Here is a 15,089-nt window from a genome sequence, read left to right on the forward strand (position 1 = left end):
TAATAAGATGAAAGAATTAGATTTAATCCTCAAAAATATTAAAAATAAAGAAGTTTTACCTATTTATTTTTTCCACGGAGAAGAAGCCTACTTTATTGATGTTGCTGTGAAAGCCCTTGAACACAACTTTTTGGAAGAAGATGAAAAAGCTTTCAACCAAACTGTTACCTATGGAAAAGATACATCTTATCAGGAGGTTTTATCTTTAGCCAGACAGTTTCCGATGATGGGGGATAAGCAGCTGATTATTGTGAAAGAAGCTCAGGATCTAAAATTCAATGAGGAAGAAAACAGAGTTTTGGAAGCATATGTAGAAAATCCTGTACCTTCCACGGTATTGGTTTTTGCTCATAAACATAAAAAGCTGGACAGCCGAAAAAAGGCTGCAAAAGCTTTGGATAAGGCAAAAGCTCTTTTCCTGAGTGAATCTGTAAAGGAGAGCAATCTTCCCAAATGGATCGCGGATGAATGTGTAAGCCTTAAGATTAAAACCGCACCCAATATTTCTCACCTTTTAGCCGAATACTTAGGAAACGATCTTTCGAGAATCGCCAATGAGCTGAACAAATTAAAAATGATTCTTAAAGAAGGAGAAATCCTGGACGGAACGATCATTGAAAATCATATTGGCATCAGTAAAGAATATAATGTTTTTGAGCTTCAGAAAGCTTTAGGAACTAAAAATGCCAATACTGCTTTTAAAATTGCTCATTTTATGGGTAAAAACCCTAAAAATAATCCTTTTGTAATGATGCTGGCAAGTCTTTACAACTATTTTTCCAACGTTATCATTTATCAGACGATGGCTGGGCAGCCTCCACAAACTATTGCTTCCCAAATGGGCGTAAATCCTTATTTTATTAAAGACTATGCAGAAAGTGCAAGACTTTATCCATTGAAGCACGCTACAAGAGTCATTTCTATTTTAAGAGAATTTGATATGAAAGGAAAAGGTTTAGGGGCTGTAAACATGAGTGAAGCTGAACTGATTAAAGAGTTGGTGTATAAGATCATCAATGTTGATAAAATTAAAATGAAAGTATAATAAGCTTGGAAAATGTAGAAGGACAAATGAAGAATTAAGCTTGGTTTAAAAGATTTTTTGATGCTAAAAAGAATTTTTCTGATTGTTATTTCTGTATTTTTTCTGAGCTGTACGGCAAAAAAATCAGAGTCTAATGTTGCTAAGGGAAAACATTATGAATTGAATAGATCCGAAGATCAAAAGGCTGTTCTGATTTTGTTTCCCTGTTTTCCTTGTGATATCGAAAATACAAAAACGGAAGCCGGTTTTCTGAAAGATTTGGAAAAAGAGGGAATCACAACTTTACTTTTAGACTATAATCAAAGACTTTTTTTATCAGAAAGTGAAAAACAAGAGTACTCAAAGACGATAAATTCTATATTGGATCAAAACCTTATTGATAAAAAGAATGTTTTTATCGGAGGTTTTTCAAGCGGTGGAAATGTCGCATTTTTATTATCAAGTTATTTGATGAAAAGTGGAAATTCTATTCAACCCAAAGGTCTGTTTGTCGTAGATTCTCCTCTAGATTTGGAACAGTTGTATCTAAATGCACAAAAAGATGTTACCGCTAATGCTGATCCCGAGGCAGTAGAAGAAGGAAAATTTCTGATACAGCTTTTTGAAAAAGAATTAGGAAAACCGTCTGAGAATGGTCAAAAGTATCAAAGCGCTTCACCTTTTCTCATGTCTTCGAATTCCATTGAAAATCTTCAGTATTTAAAAGAAATCAAAACACGGTTTTATTGTGAACCCGATCTTCAATGGCAGCAGCAAAATAGAAACAGAAAATTTGAAGACCTGAATGCCTTTTTCCTTAAAAAAGTCCATCAATCATTATACAACCTGGGCAGTCGGAATACAGAATATATAGAAACCCAAAACAGAGGAATAAGAGCCAATGGTCAAAAACATCCGCATTCCTGGAATATTGTGGAAAGAGAAAGTCTTATAAGATGGATATTGAGTTCAGAAAAATGATGACAATAGAAAGTGTAGCTAAGCATTCTATTTAAAAGCTAAAGTAAATTCTACTCAGATAACATTATTCCCAATTGAAAACTCACATATCTCTTATTGACAAGTATCATTAAAATTACTTTAAAAAGCCGGTAAAAATTCCGAAATTAGCAGTCTTAATTTAATTAAATCTTTTCGAACAAAGTAAATTATGGAGCAAAACATTTTAGATTGTGTGATCGTTGGATCTGGGCCTTCTGGCTTTACCGCTGCTATCTATGCAGCAAGAGCAGACTTGAAACCTGAATTGTATACAGGTTTGGAGCCGGGCGGGCAATTAACAACCACTACTGAAGTTGATAACTTTCCAGGGTATCCAGCCGGGATTACAGGTCCTGAAATGATGATGGATCTGCAAAAACAGGCAGAAAGATTTGAAACTAAAGTACATTACGAAATGATCACAAAAGCCGAATTCTCTAAGGAAGTTGGTGGTGTTCACAAATTATATGCAGGAAATAAAGAAATTCTTGCAAAAACAGTAATTATTTCTACAGGAGCTACCGCTAAGTATTTAGGTCTTGAGGACGAGAAAAAATACGCAGGAGGAGGTGTTTCTGCATGTGCTACTTGTGATGGGTTCTTCTATAGAGGAAAAGACGTTGTGGTAGTAGGAGCAGGAGATACCGCTGCTGAAGAAGCAACTTATCTTGCTAAATTATGTAAGAAAGTGACTTTATTGGTAAGAAAAGACGTTTTCAGAGCTTCCAAGGCGATGGTTCACAGAGTAGAAAGCACTCCAAATATCGAAGTGAAATTCCACCACGAGCTTATTGGGATTGAAGGAGAAAACAGCTTGGTAGAAAGAGCGGTGATTATCAACAACCAGACTCAGGAGAAATCTACTGTAGATGTTGAAGGAATTTTCATTGCTATTGGTCACAAGCCTAATACAGATATTTTTGTAGGTCAGGTAGATCTTGATGAGAATGGATATATCGTTACTGAAAAAGGTTCTTCCAGAACAAATCTTCCGGGTGTATTTGCTGCAGGAGATGTTCAGGATCATATCTACAGACAGGCTATTACAGCGGCAGGAAGCGGGTGTATGGCTGCGATGGATGCAGAGAAATACTTAGCTGAGTTACACTAAGAATACTCAGTTTTACAATATACTAGAGCGTACCCAATGGGTGCGCTTTTTTATTTTCCAGTTCTATTAAAATCGTTGGTTCAGATAATAACTTGTCAGAAAAATCAAACAAAATAATGAATTGTATAACGAAAACATTGATATATTTGTGAAATTGCAATATGCATATAAAGAAACGATAAACTGAATAAAAACGAATAAAAAATGAAAAGAGTAACAGCTATTGGAGGAATCTTTTTTAAGTGTGAAAATCCGGAACAGGTAAATGAATGGTACAAAACCCACCTTGGAATAAAAACAAGTCCATACGGAGCAAAATTCGACTGGAAAGATGCTGAAACCAATAAAGAAGGATATACTTTATGGAGTCCTTTCAAAGAATCTACAGAGTATTTTGAGCCTTCAAAAAAAGAATTTATGATCAATTATCACGTTGAGAATATTGAGAATTTGGTAGAAGAACTGAAAAAAGAAGGAGTAACTGTTTTGGGTGAAGTAACCACTTACGAATATGGAAAGTTTGCCCATATCCTGGATCCGGAAGGAAATAAAATTGAATTGTTTGAACCCGCAGGGGAGTAGTTTATTCGGATATAATTTGTTATAAATTAGAATTTTCCTGTCATATTAGGATATACAAAATCGGCCGTATCAAAAGCTTCGTGATCTGACTTTTGGTACGGCCGATTTTTCGTATTATTTTTTAATCTAAAATGTAGATTTTTTTTTCTTTAAGATTGAATCCGAGTCTTTTTCCAAGCCAGTTAATACTTGTTTTACCCTCATAAATAAGACCTTCTACAAAAGAAACTTTAGGCTTTTCAACGGTTGCAAAAGGCGTAGCAATAGAGCCAATCTCTCCTGTATAGAATGTATTAGTCACTTCGGGATTAAATTCACTTTTCTTTTTCATCACTTGCAGATCCTCTTTTTTGCTGCCCAGAATAGTCATAAGACGATCGCTCAGCCAGAAAGAATTATTACCTGCTCCGGAATCCAGAAGTACATTGATTTTATATTGATTATTAAGAAGAACATACGTTGTAATATCTAAAGACTGATCAGTATTTGTTGACAGCTGAATATCCATTACCTTTTTACCGTTCAGCTTTTCTTTTGGAAAAATCAGTTCTTTAGTGGTATAATCAATAATAAACTCTGTGTCATAAAGCATGGGCAGAGAAATGAGCCCGTCTATACCTTTAATTTCCATTTCGTGGGTAGAATACCAGATATCCTTGAACTTTTTGCCATTAAAAACAATTTCCTTGGATTTGAATAAAGGGATCGTCATTTTTTCACCCGTTGCGCGGTATGCTGTAAGGAAATTATAAGACTCTTTTTGGCTGAGGTTTTTCGGAAAACTTCCCAAAAAAAGATTAATACCTCCACCGGTATCCAAAATAAAGTTTCCTTTTTTGCCTTCTATTTCAGCTTCTACGATCAAATGACCGGATGGAATTATGGTGAGAGGAGTTTTCTGTGCCAAAACAACAGATGAATAAAGAAAAACAGAGGTAGCCACAGCTGCTTTTTTTAGAAAAGATGCGATAATCATGAAAATAGAGTTATAGTTTTTAGTCGGTTGTATTCATTAATGAATCTTACAAAGATAATGTATTCTTTTACATAGGTTGATTATTATTTAGGATGCTTTACAGACATAAGAGAAAATGCGACTGTGTTTAGGTAAGAATACAATAGTTATCGGAAGTTTTCAGTAAAATAATTCTCTTGATTTCTAGTCTATTATTAAGTTTTGTTAAAATTTGTTTTGAAAAAGTTTTGCAGAAATTAAAAATCGTTCTATATTTGCACCACTGAAAACAACGGTATAGCCGGAGTTTAAGGAGAGTTGGCAGAGTGGTCGATTGCGGCAGTCTTGAAAACTGTTGACTGTAACAGGTCCGGGGGTTCGAATCCCTCACTCTCCGCAGAATATTAAATGTAAGTCTACTGATTATCAGTAGACTTTGTTTTTTTTACATTTCTTTTGCAATAATTACTTATTCTGGTTCCTCATTTGGTCAATTTTCAAGAGTAGAACTGGCTGTTATATTTCTCGACCCCAAAAAACTACAAATATTTTTTCCAGATAGATAAAGGAGTAGTTGTTATTCAGATAGGTTACCAAACTACATATCAAAAGTTAGTTCAGTTGTTAATATAGACTTCAAATTCTGAGTGAAATCGAGTTCTCAAAATAGAATTCTAAAAATTAATTAAAATAGAAATTGAGTTGAAGAAAGGTTGCTTAAAATGTACAGGCAGACATACAAGTAGTAGTAAATGAGTTTGTTAATATGATGAAATTTTTCAGCTTATAAGGTCAGGATCTTTTCGATACTATAATAGCATAATGCTTCTTTTTATCAATGCAGATGTTTTAATGATAGGGAACGTTTAAAAAAATGCACCAACTATTTTAATGAAAATAGGATCATGTAGAACTTAGAAATAAGGTAAGTTCAGAAAGAACTTCTTATTTTTGTTGAAATAACTAAACCCAACCAATGAACAAATTCCATCGAGCGATCGTTTTCGTCTTTCTGATTATTGCTACAGGTGAAAGTATATCTGCTCAGCAGTTTGCCGGAAAGAAACCTGCAACCGATAAGGTTACTTCTCAGCTTGAAAATATTGATGCGATCCGAGCCGAATATAAAAAGATCAATTCGCTAAAGCTTACAATTCAACACTTCAAATATCAGGATTTGCCTTGCGTAGATGAAGGGGTGACCAACTATTTTATGGAAGGGAGTAACGTACGGAAAATCACTGAAAAATTTATTAAAGGGGATGGTTACAGCGCTACGGAATTCTATTTTAAAGACGGGAAATTTATTTTTGCCCTGGAGGTAATCGTTGGTGGTCCTGCGATGGGTCCCGAAACCAAGACAGAATATCGCTATTATGCAAAAGATGATAAAGCATTACGTCAGCTGGAGGGTGATAAGATTGTTGCTGCGGACAGTAAATTTACAGATGCGCTTACACGTGGTTATCAGCTGATCAAAGCAAGAACGGCAAAAGATTTTAAAAAAGCGATCTGTATATTTTGAGGGAGCGTTGCACAAATGATTTTTAATTAAAGAAGTTAGAAAAATCTGATCTTCCAGATCTATCGGTATCAAGGTTTTGATCAGGGTGATTTGCCTCAGTTTATAAGAAATCTAAGGAAAGATTGGTATCAAAAGGAGAGAATCTGTTACGTTTTTTGTACTTCAACACGACTCTTCGCCAAGCTGAGATTGAATCTCTTTCTCCGTAAGAATAAAAAACTACTGATTACCAGTAGTTTTTCTATTATTCAATTTCAAAAAAGGCATTACCAAGCTATGCCCAAGGTAAGGATTTGTTATTTATACAAGTGGTCGGTCTCCATATATAAAGCGGGTTCAATTGTTCTTCAAATTCTTGATAAAATTAAAGTTCTCAAAATAGAATTCTAAAAGGAATTAAAATAGAAATTTAGCATAAAAAGGCTGCTTAAAAATGCACAAATAGGCATGTAAACAGTAGTGAGTGAGTTTGTTAACATAATAAAAATTTTCTCTTTCACTTGATTTATGTGCTTATTTTCGCCATTCAAATTTTAAATATTTTAATACAATGAAGAAATTAAAAAAATTATCTCGTGAAAATCTTAAAACAGTAAATGGGGGCAAGTTTGGTATGCCGAAACTAAATGTGGTATAACTGCCACAACTACTCAGGATTGGACCCCGCAACAAGCCAGTGAATGGCGTGATAGGGTTGAAGCTATTAATTGTGGAGCGCCAACTCATATCGGTTCTAGCGATAGCTTAGCTTAAATACTCTAAATTCATGCACTTATGGTGGATAATTTTCACTATAAGTGCTATCTTATAATGAAAATATCTATGTATTGCTCTAAAAATGTACTTCAACTATTCATTTTATTTTATAGTGCTTTATCCTTTGCTCAATCATATAAACAGGATACTTTGCATGGTGAGTTCGCTTATCGGTTAAAAGCTAAATTTAATTCACATAGTAATTATAAACATGAAGAACTTTTTACCTTATTGATAGGAGAAGACCGTGCATTTTTTGCAAGTCAGAATTCTCTTAAAAAAGATTCTATATTAGATCATTCAAGAGTAACTACAAATAATCCGGACGGAAGCATAACTCTTAGTATTAAAAATGGAACATCAACTCCAGAAACGAATTTTCACTTTACCATCATACAATCCAATGAAACTGTACAGTATTTTGCACCTGCTGTCATGTCATTACTTACCTATAAAGAGCCCGTAATAAGGAATTGGAAACTTATTGATGAAACAAAAGTCATCAATACCATTCATTGTAAAAAAGCAGAAGTTACTTTTAAAGGAAGAAATTGGATTGCTTGGTATTCTCCTGATATTCCGTTGCTCTATGGTCCGTATAAATTTAGTGGATTACCAGGTTTAATTATTAAAATAACAGATGACAAAGAAGATTATGATTTTGAACTTGTCAAATCCATATCTGATGTTCAATTGAAAGGAAAGCTACTTAGTATCAGGAAAAGCAGATATACTGAAGCAATAGAAACAACACAGCCGAAGCTTAAACAGGCACTAATAAATGCTAATGTCAACGCTGCTGCTGTGCTTGCAAGTTATGGAACTACAATCATAAAAGGGCAGGAGATGGTAAGACAAAGAGAAAAAGAAAGACAAGAAAATCGGACTCATGAAAATCCATTAGAATTGTCTGAGTAATGGGTTACTAATTTCAAATCCAAATAAACAAATAAGTTCGGTGCAGTTTGAAAACAAATCAAAACCTACAACGATTATCCTTTTTATATAATTTGAAGGGATATACTCCCAAAGTGCAGAACTGCTTTCATTAGAAATTAAAGGTTTATTTCCATGCTTTATCTCATTTACTCATTAGAAATTATCTACCGGAGATGTTGTGATTCCTCCGGAATTGATTTTTAATAATGTTCTTGGTCCTTTATATAATATTTACATTTCTACCCAGACTGTTCCGTTGAAATAATAATATCCCATTTTGGTTACATTCACAGTTTTGGCAGTCGTAGGACTGGCTGCTGCCGTGACAAAAACAATAGCTCCCGTTTGGTTAATTTCGTAGAGACCATCTTTCGCTTTCAGTTCGTTTCCGGTAAGTTTTGGACCAATTAAACCATCAGCTCTTGTAAGATCGGCAGGTGAAGAAGCCAATTCAAAAGTTGCTTTAGGATCATAAGTGTTGAGTCCGAAATATCCTGTATCATAAGCAAATCTTCCCCATTCTGTAAAAGAGGTCGCATTGGTATATTTACCAAACGAAATATGCCCTCCCACTCCGTTTCTTCCTGAGGTGTAAATTCGGGTTCCGGGAGAACTTCCATCAACGCCTATTGCAGGAAAATATCCGGGCTGCGTCAATCCGTATTTTTCTCCTAAATTATCATTAATTACTCTGCCTACCCCATAATGCGAATCGACAGGACCAAACTGAATAAATCCGTTTACATTCAGTTTTGCAAGAGTACTTACTCCACCAATTCCCACATTTCCAGTGCCTGAAAAATTGAGAGAATTACCGTTTAAACTAACCGTTCGCGGTCCTGTAAGAGTTCCATTTGAGTTATAAATATTGGGTGCGGTTGCAGATGCACCTGCTTTCATCCATTTTGTACCGTCGTAATAATAAAACCCTGCTGCATCTACGTTAATTACCTGTCCCGTTAAAGAAGAGGCGGCAGATGTGGTATACAAAATGGCTCCTGTTTGTTCCGCAGTATATATTTTTGCGGCAAGCTGGTCTCCCGAAATTTTGGGAACGATGACGCCGTCTAATTTTGAAGTGTCTGCAGGATATCCTGTTACATCCAGTGTGGCTTTTGGTGTAGCTGTATTAATTCCTACCTGGGAAAATAAAAGGCCAGACACAGCTAAATTCAGTGTTAATAAATACTTTTTCATTTTTTTTAAAGATTAATGTGTTGTTTTTTTGTTGTTAAAATTTCAATCTTGAAGGTGGGATTTCCTGTCAGATTTTGAAAACAGATATCCTATAACAGATTGTCATAAGCTGTTTATAAGATATATTCCGTTAAAATTGATTGTTTTTTTGCTTTTAAATCCGGATAAGATTTAAAAAGGTCAAGGTAATTTCCATCTTTTTCTATTGTGTTTTTAGTTCATTTTTTCCTCTCCAAAATGAGGGGGCAAAGAAAATAGTAATTCAGTTCAAAGGTGAAAATTTTGATACTCTACTAATACTCTTTTAATTTTATTGCCTGATAATCATATTGTTGTTCTCGTTGGGTATTTTACATTTGATTCAGTATTCTAATAAAATTCGGCCATCCAGATTTAGTTTTTTATGAGTGATGTATTTTTTTGTTTTGGCTATCAGGAACTTGGGTTTCTGAATTGTTTTGGCGTACAGCCTACATTTTTTTTAAAGAAATTCACAAAATGGGCAGGTTCATTAAATTCTAACCGGAATGATATTTCTTTTACCGATAAATTCGTTTGCTTCAACATAGATTTTGCATCATGAATCATCAGATGGTGAAGATGCTCTTTGATGGTTTTTCCGGTTTCCTGTTTCAGTTTTCGGCTCAGATAATTGGCGTTTACGTTCAACGCATCTGCATAATAGCCTACCGATTTTGAGTATGCCAAATCATTCTTTCTCTTCTCCTTGTTGATTAAATTTAAAAATGATAATACCAAATTCTCTTCAACATGAATAGAACTTCCAGAAAACTGTTCATAATAATATTTGTCATATAAATCATTCACTTTCATTAAAATAATATATAAACAGGCTGCTAAAACAGGTCTGTTTCTCAGGCTGTAATTTTTATAATCTTTATTAAAAAATTCAAAAAGTGTAGCCAAATCTGCGATCTCTTCGGGCAAAATCTTAATCGGAATCGATTTATCCGCCTGAAAATAAGGGTAATGTATCAATAATTCTTTTAAGAAAGGATATTCTTCCACAAAGTTTTCTGAGAAATAGATGCCGTATTTCACCAATCTGGTCTCTGTTAACTCACAGGAAACCGCTTGTCTGGGAGGAACCATATAAATACTCGGAAATTCCATTTGTTTTTCCCAATGGGCTACTTTTATGGTCCCGCCGCCCTCTATAAAAAGATTTATAACATACAGTTCAGACTTCAGCGGTATATTATTAAGGTTGGGATTAACCCAATCCTTCTCCAGTTTATCTAGCCAAATATCTGCGCAGTTAGGGGGCTCAAGACTCAAAAAGCTGCAAACTTCGTAGATGTTCTTAAAATAGATGACTTCCTGATTCGATTTCATAATAATTGATTTTCAATGAATAGTCATTTTATATTACAAATTTACATACAAGTTTTTCATAAAAATTGCAAAAAATAAAACATATGTTGCAAAAAATACAAGGGAAGAAAAGTTATACTGATATTATTGTATTTTCATCCTTCAGCAGAGAGATAAGTTCATCCAAAATGGCAGGTATTTTCATAGAAATACCTGCCATTTTGAAAACTTAAATAGGTTACTTTTTTATAGGGCTGATTGGTTTACGAATTTGGTTATGTTTATTACCAAGAGATAATTTATCATCCAATGTCTTACTTTGATTGATTCATTTTTAAAAGGAAACAGAGGATGATCGCAATAAGGGGAGCGACTGCAAAAGAACCATACAGATATACAGAAGCTTGCGCTGTACCAATAATTCCGCCCGGATGGGTAATTCCTCCAAAATTAGTAACAAGTCCTGCAATGGCAGCCCCGAATGATGTCGCTATGAGTTGTACGGTGGTTACCGATGATGAAGCAAGATCCTCTTCGCCTGATGGTGATAGCGAAAATACTTTGGTTAGTAAGTGGGGCCATCCCATTCCTATACCGATACCAATGAGTAACAGAAAAATACATGTTAAGATGAGTTTGATGGTGAATGTCTGCGAAGCCATAACGGAAAAATAACAAAGCCCTATCAAACCAAGCAGCATAATAAATGCCCCAATAGGGATGACTTTGTTGACTCGATTTTCCTTTAATCCGGAAAATAATAGAGAAGATAACGTCCATCCAATGGCGATGAGTACAGTAAGATACCCCGATTGCAAGGGAGATAGTCCATCAATAATTTGTGCAAAGTAAGGAACATAAATTTCAATTGAAGTCGCAATGGTGAGCAATGCCATGATACTATAAGTTGTTCCAAGCGGGGTGGATATTGTATAGGCACCCGTCGGGAGCAGACGGTTTTTTGACTTTTTCTCAGAAATAACTAAAAGAACGAGCAGGAAAAATGCAGTACAAATACCTATTAGACTTCCGGTGATGTCTTTTTGAATACTGCTTATGGAGACCGTTAAAGCTGCCAATCCCAGTAATGCTAATTTAAGATAAGGTATTGGGGAAACCCTTTCTTGATTTTTTATTTTGGGTAAGGTTCTGGAAGATATGATCAGCAGAAAAATACAAAATATCAGCAGTACGCCAAAAGCCATTCTCCAATGTCCATTCTCCGCAAAGATTCCTCCAATAAAAGGGCCTGAAAATGCAGCGATTCCCCACATCCCGGAAACTAAAGCCATTGCTCTAGACCATAATTCTTCGGAAAAAATCAATCTTATCATGGCATAAGATAATGCAAACAGCAACCCGCCTCCAAACCCCTGAATAAAACGTCCGGCCAGTAAAACATACATTGTCGGAGCGGAACTACACACTAATACGCCGATTGAGAATAATAAAATGCCTATTTGGTAAGCTTTTCGAGGACCTGATTTTCCCATTTGATTGGCCGAAACTACAGAGCCGATTACAGAGGCCACAATAAATATCGTTGTATTCCAGGCATAGTATTCCAAACCTCCGATTTCCTTAATTATTGATGGCATTATAGTGGTTGCCAAATACACATTTGTGGCATGCAGCATCACTCCCAAAGCCAATGTTATCGTCTTTAATCCATTTCCATTTGAAAAGAGATGTTTCCATGTTGTATCATTTTTGTTCATATCAATCGCATTAAAATAATACTACAAAATTCGGTAGAGTAGGAAGGTGATGCAATATCGTATGTTCGGTAAAAGATTCAAATTTTACGGATTAGATCATTTCGGAGAGTAGAGATATGGGAAAATGAAATGAAAAGCGATCAGTCTGATAATGATAAACACTTATTTAAAGTCTATTTTAACCCTATAATAATCAGCTGTCTTATGGACTTTTTCTGTAATCATTTGGAGAAATCATCAAATAGCGTTTAAAAAAACGTGAAAAATAAGACGCTGTTTCAAATCCTAATTGATGGGCACATTCTTTAATGGAGCAGGTTGTATGTTTTAAAAGATATTGACTCTCCAGTAGTATTCTTTCATGGATAATTTGCAAAGCTGTATTTCCGGTTTCTTCTTTAATGACCTCTGTTAAGTGCTTAGCCGAAATTCCAAGATGTGAAGCATATTGACCTATAGAATTCCATGTTGAAAAATGTTCATCTACCAGTTTTTTAAATTCGTAGGTAAGCTGATAGTTTCGGTTCATCGTTTTTTCAAATCCTAGTAAGCAATATTCGCAAGCCCTATTGTATTCATACAGGATTTCGATGATGATTAAGCGGATAATATCTAAATGATAGGCGTATGTTGAATGTAATTCTCCTTTTATCTGTACAAACTTTTCTTTTACCGAATTAAATCGTTGGTTGAGTTCATACACATACATTGGGGGATATTTGTTATTAAGTAAAAGTAATTCGTCAATAATACCTTCTTTGAGAATTATTTTCTGCAAAAACACCTTTGTAAAAAACACTTGTTTTACGTTTAGGTTATCAGATACATTTTGAGTAGAAATGAGGACTTCAGGAGGCAATATAGTAATTGTTCCGGAAACAATTTCAAAATGATGAAAGCCGATTTTTATCATGGCACTCCCTTCAGAACAGATTAAAACGGTATAATGAGTGTTTTTTATGGGGCTAATCCATCGTAAGTTATCTGTTTTTTCTGAATATTTTATCATAATCCGTATCTCAATATTGAACAAAATTAAAAATATTTATAAGGGATAGAGATAGTGTATGTTAAAAAAACTTGTTTAAAATAATCGACAATCCTTTTTTATTAAATGATTCCCGTATTTATCAATAAAGGCTCTGAGACTTTGAAACCAACTCTTTCTGAATTTGTAAAGTATTTACAATGAGCTTGTTATAAAATAAATTCTTACTATTAATGATTATATAGATTTTTATTTCAAGATATTGATTTTGATAGAAAAAAATGAATATTAAAAATTTAGATTGAAAGTCACTTTGTTCATTGATAAAATATTGATAATATTTATTTTTACAATAAACGAAAGCTTTTATGATCTTTTTATATTGATTTTATAAATTAATGTAAAAACATAAATTTTCAATAAAGTTTAATATAATTTGATTTTGTTTTATTAATTGTCTTTGTTTGCTATGTGATTCATTATTGAATAATTGATTTGTAATAAAAGTAATAACATTTTAAAATTTATTTGATGGAAACAAAATCATTACAAAAATTAGGAAGCTTTAGACTTCAAAATGAAAAATTGACAACCGTTGTAGAGGGACAAGGAGGTCCTGCAAAACCAAGTTTTGGAATAGCGCCAACAGTTACTGGAGGAGGGGAAGTAGAACTGCCTTCAGGACCAGGTGGTGCTTGTGTATGTACTGGTTATACAAGTGATTTGGACTTTCATAACGGGGGCATGGGATATAATGGAACATATTCAATAAATAAACCTTGTAACCCTTAAAGTAAAAGATAAGTAACTATGCTTCTCTCTTTACAATTATATAATGTTAATGAAGAAAATATTTTTATTTCTACTTATAGTAGGAAATTGGGCAGCTAAAGCTCAGGATTTTGAATTGACTAATCGGCATCTCATTAAATATTACGAATTAATAAATAAAGCCGAAGAAAAAATTGTTAATATTGATTTATCAAGTGCTAATAATCTCTACAAAGAAGCTTTTAAGGAGTTTAAATATCCTCATGCAAAAGATTTGCAAAATAGTATGAATGTAGCTTTAAAAATAGAAGACCTTGATGAAGCTTTTTCTAACTATCAGTCATTGAAATGCTTGGGGAGAGATTTTAATGATGATTTTTTTTCTGAAAATTTCAAAAATGATAAGCAATATAAAATAAAACCTTGTGTAAATACTATTGATTTAAGTTATAAAAAAGCTTTGGATTCCTTATATGAAATTGACCAATATTACAGGAAATTATCTGGAGGAAACTATGAAGCGTATAAAAACGAGCTTACAAAAAGTGATAGTATTACATCTACAAAATTAATTGAGTTGATTCAGAAAAAAGGATTTCCTAACGAGTATAATATAGGACTAACTTCAGCAGATAACATGTTTTATCAGAAGTTTTATTATATTATATGGCATCAATTAGCAAATAATCATTATAGCAGTCAAAAAGTTAATTTTTCTGAAGAAATAATGAAAGCTCTTAATGAAGGCAAAATAAGGCCTGATATAGCAGGGCATTTATTTGATCTGAATAATGGAACACAGAACTATTCATTTTTTAGGATTCATCAATTTATTCTGAGTAAGGAAAAATTAGATTGTTGTTATATATCTGAAGCAATTTTACCTGAAAAAAGAACAGCAGAAGTAGGTGTTAAAATAAATGAGATTAGCAGAAAAAGGAAATTAATAGGTTTGTCAACAACTGAAGAAGAAGTTCATAAAAATATCTTTTTTCTAAGTGATAAGACATATCCTTTTTCAAATATCGTGATAGAAGGTTTTCAGTTTAATAATAATAAGGATGCTGAACTATTTAAAAAGTATTTAATCAAGTTGGATGATACTTTTCATTAGTGTTTTCAATGATACTTTAAGTAAACAAATATTTGATTTAAAAATAAAGCATTTACAAATCAGATTTTCAAA

General features: G+C 33.7%; 14 protein-coding genes and 1 tRNA gene. 10 read left to right on the forward strand and 5 right to left on the reverse strand.

The features are described 5' to 3' along the window. The first annotated feature begins 7 nt into the window (after positions 1-7). The 4 genes from holA (at position 8) to ACL9RH_RS02420 (ending at position 3,719) form a co-directional block, all read left to right on the forward strand. Positions 8-1,045, forward strand: coding sequence for a DNA polymerase III subunit delta (holA, locus tag ACL9RH_RS02405; protein ID WP_422691734.1), 1,038 nt, complete (start codon positions 8-10; stop codon positions 1,043-1,045). Between the two features lie 60 nt (positions 1,046-1,105). Continuing rightward, complete coding sequence (locus ACL9RH_RS02410) at positions 1,106-2,005, forward strand: hypothetical protein (protein WP_422691735.1); 900 nt, start codon at positions 1,106-1,108, stop codon at positions 2,003-2,005. A 190-nt stretch (positions 2,006-2,195) separates the two neighbouring features. After that, positions 2,196-3,137 (forward strand): thioredoxin-disulfide reductase, encoded by a 942-nt coding sequence (trxB, locus tag ACL9RH_RS02415; RefSeq protein WP_167029263.1) that lies wholly within the window; start codon positions 2,196-2,198, stop codon positions 3,135-3,137. 204 nt (positions 3,138-3,341) lie between these two features. After that, the gene (locus ACL9RH_RS02420) at positions 3,342-3,719 is read left to right on the forward strand and encodes a VOC family protein (RefSeq protein WP_422691736.1); all 378 of its coding nucleotides are present in this window, start codon (positions 3,342-3,344) and stop codon (positions 3,717-3,719) included. Between the two features lie 121 nt (positions 3,720-3,840). Here ACL9RH_RS02420 and ACL9RH_RS02425 read toward each other — a convergent pair whose 3' ends face one another. After that, a complete protein-coding gene (locus tag ACL9RH_RS02425) occupies positions 3,841-4,695 on the reverse strand; it encodes a hypothetical protein (protein WP_422691737.1) in 855 nt (284 codons plus the stop codon). Between the two features lie 291 nt (positions 4,696-4,986). On the opposite strand from ACL9RH_RS02425, the gene ACL9RH_RS02430 reads away from it, so the two are divergent. The 4 genes from ACL9RH_RS02430 (at position 4,987) to ACL9RH_RS02445 (ending at position 7,873) form a co-directional block, all read left to right on the forward strand. Then, a tRNA-Ser gene (locus ACL9RH_RS02430) sits at positions 4,987-5,071 on the forward strand. Positions 5,072-5,650: 579 nt separating this feature from the next. After that, positions 5,651-6,199: a hypothetical protein gene (locus ACL9RH_RS02435; protein WP_422691738.1), complete on the forward strand. Its 549-nt coding sequence runs from the start codon at positions 5,651-5,653 to the stop codon at positions 6,197-6,199. A 550-nt stretch (positions 6,200-6,749) separates the two neighbouring features. Next, positions 6,750-6,836, forward strand: a complete 87-nt coding sequence (locus ACL9RH_RS02440) for a bacteriocin-like protein (protein WP_422692650.1) — start codon at positions 6,750-6,752, stop codon at positions 6,834-6,836. Positions 6,837-7,009: 173 nt separating this feature from the next. Then, complete coding sequence (locus ACL9RH_RS02445; protein WP_422691739.1) at positions 7,010-7,873, forward strand: GLPGLI family protein; 864 nt, start codon at positions 7,010-7,012, stop codon at positions 7,871-7,873. Positions 7,874-8,125: 252 nt separating this feature from the next. Here the strand turns inward: ACL9RH_RS02445 and ACL9RH_RS02450 are convergent, their stop codons facing one another. The 4 genes from ACL9RH_RS02450 to ACL9RH_RS02465 all read right to left on the reverse strand — a co-directional run bounded on the left by ACL9RH_RS02450 (position 8,126) and on the right by ACL9RH_RS02465 (position 13,153). Further along, complete coding sequence (locus ACL9RH_RS02450) at positions 8,126-9,091, reverse strand: hypothetical protein (protein ID WP_422691740.1); 966 nt, start codon at positions 9,089-9,091, stop codon at positions 8,126-8,128. Between the two features lie 432 nt (positions 9,092-9,523). Continuing rightward, positions 9,524-10,447 carry a helix-turn-helix domain-containing protein gene (locus ACL9RH_RS02455; RefSeq protein ID WP_422691741.1) on the reverse strand — a complete coding sequence of 308 codons (924 nt, stop codon included), beginning with the start codon at positions 10,445-10,447 and terminating at the stop codon, positions 9,524-9,526. Between the two features lie 293 nt (positions 10,448-10,740). Further along, on the reverse strand, positions 10,741-12,144 hold the full coding sequence (locus ACL9RH_RS02460) for an MFS transporter (protein WP_422691742.1): 1,404 nt from the start codon (positions 12,142-12,144) through the stop codon (positions 10,741-10,743). A 202-nt stretch (positions 12,145-12,346) separates the two neighbouring features. Further along, positions 12,347-13,153 carry a helix-turn-helix domain-containing protein gene (locus ACL9RH_RS02465; RefSeq protein ID WP_422691743.1) on the reverse strand — a complete coding sequence of 269 codons (807 nt, stop codon included), beginning with the start codon at positions 13,151-13,153 and terminating at the stop codon, positions 12,347-12,349. A gap of 510 nt (positions 13,154-13,663) precedes the next feature. Between ACL9RH_RS02465 and ACL9RH_RS02470 the strand changes: the two genes are divergently transcribed. Next, positions 13,664-13,924 (forward strand): hypothetical protein, encoded by a 261-nt coding sequence (locus ACL9RH_RS02470; RefSeq protein ID WP_422691744.1) that lies wholly within the window; start codon positions 13,664-13,666, stop codon positions 13,922-13,924. 49 nt (positions 13,925-13,973) lie between these two features. Then, entirely contained in the window at positions 13,974-15,017 is a 1,044-nt protein-coding gene (locus ACL9RH_RS02475; RefSeq protein WP_422691745.1) for a hypothetical protein, read from the forward strand. The last annotated feature ends 72 nt before the right edge of the window (positions 15,018-15,089 follow it).

This window comes from Chryseobacterium sp. Mn2064 (genome assembly GCF_049319685.1).
Classification (GTDB): Bacteria; Bacteroidota; Bacteroidia; order Flavobacteriales; family Weeksellaceae; genus Chryseobacterium.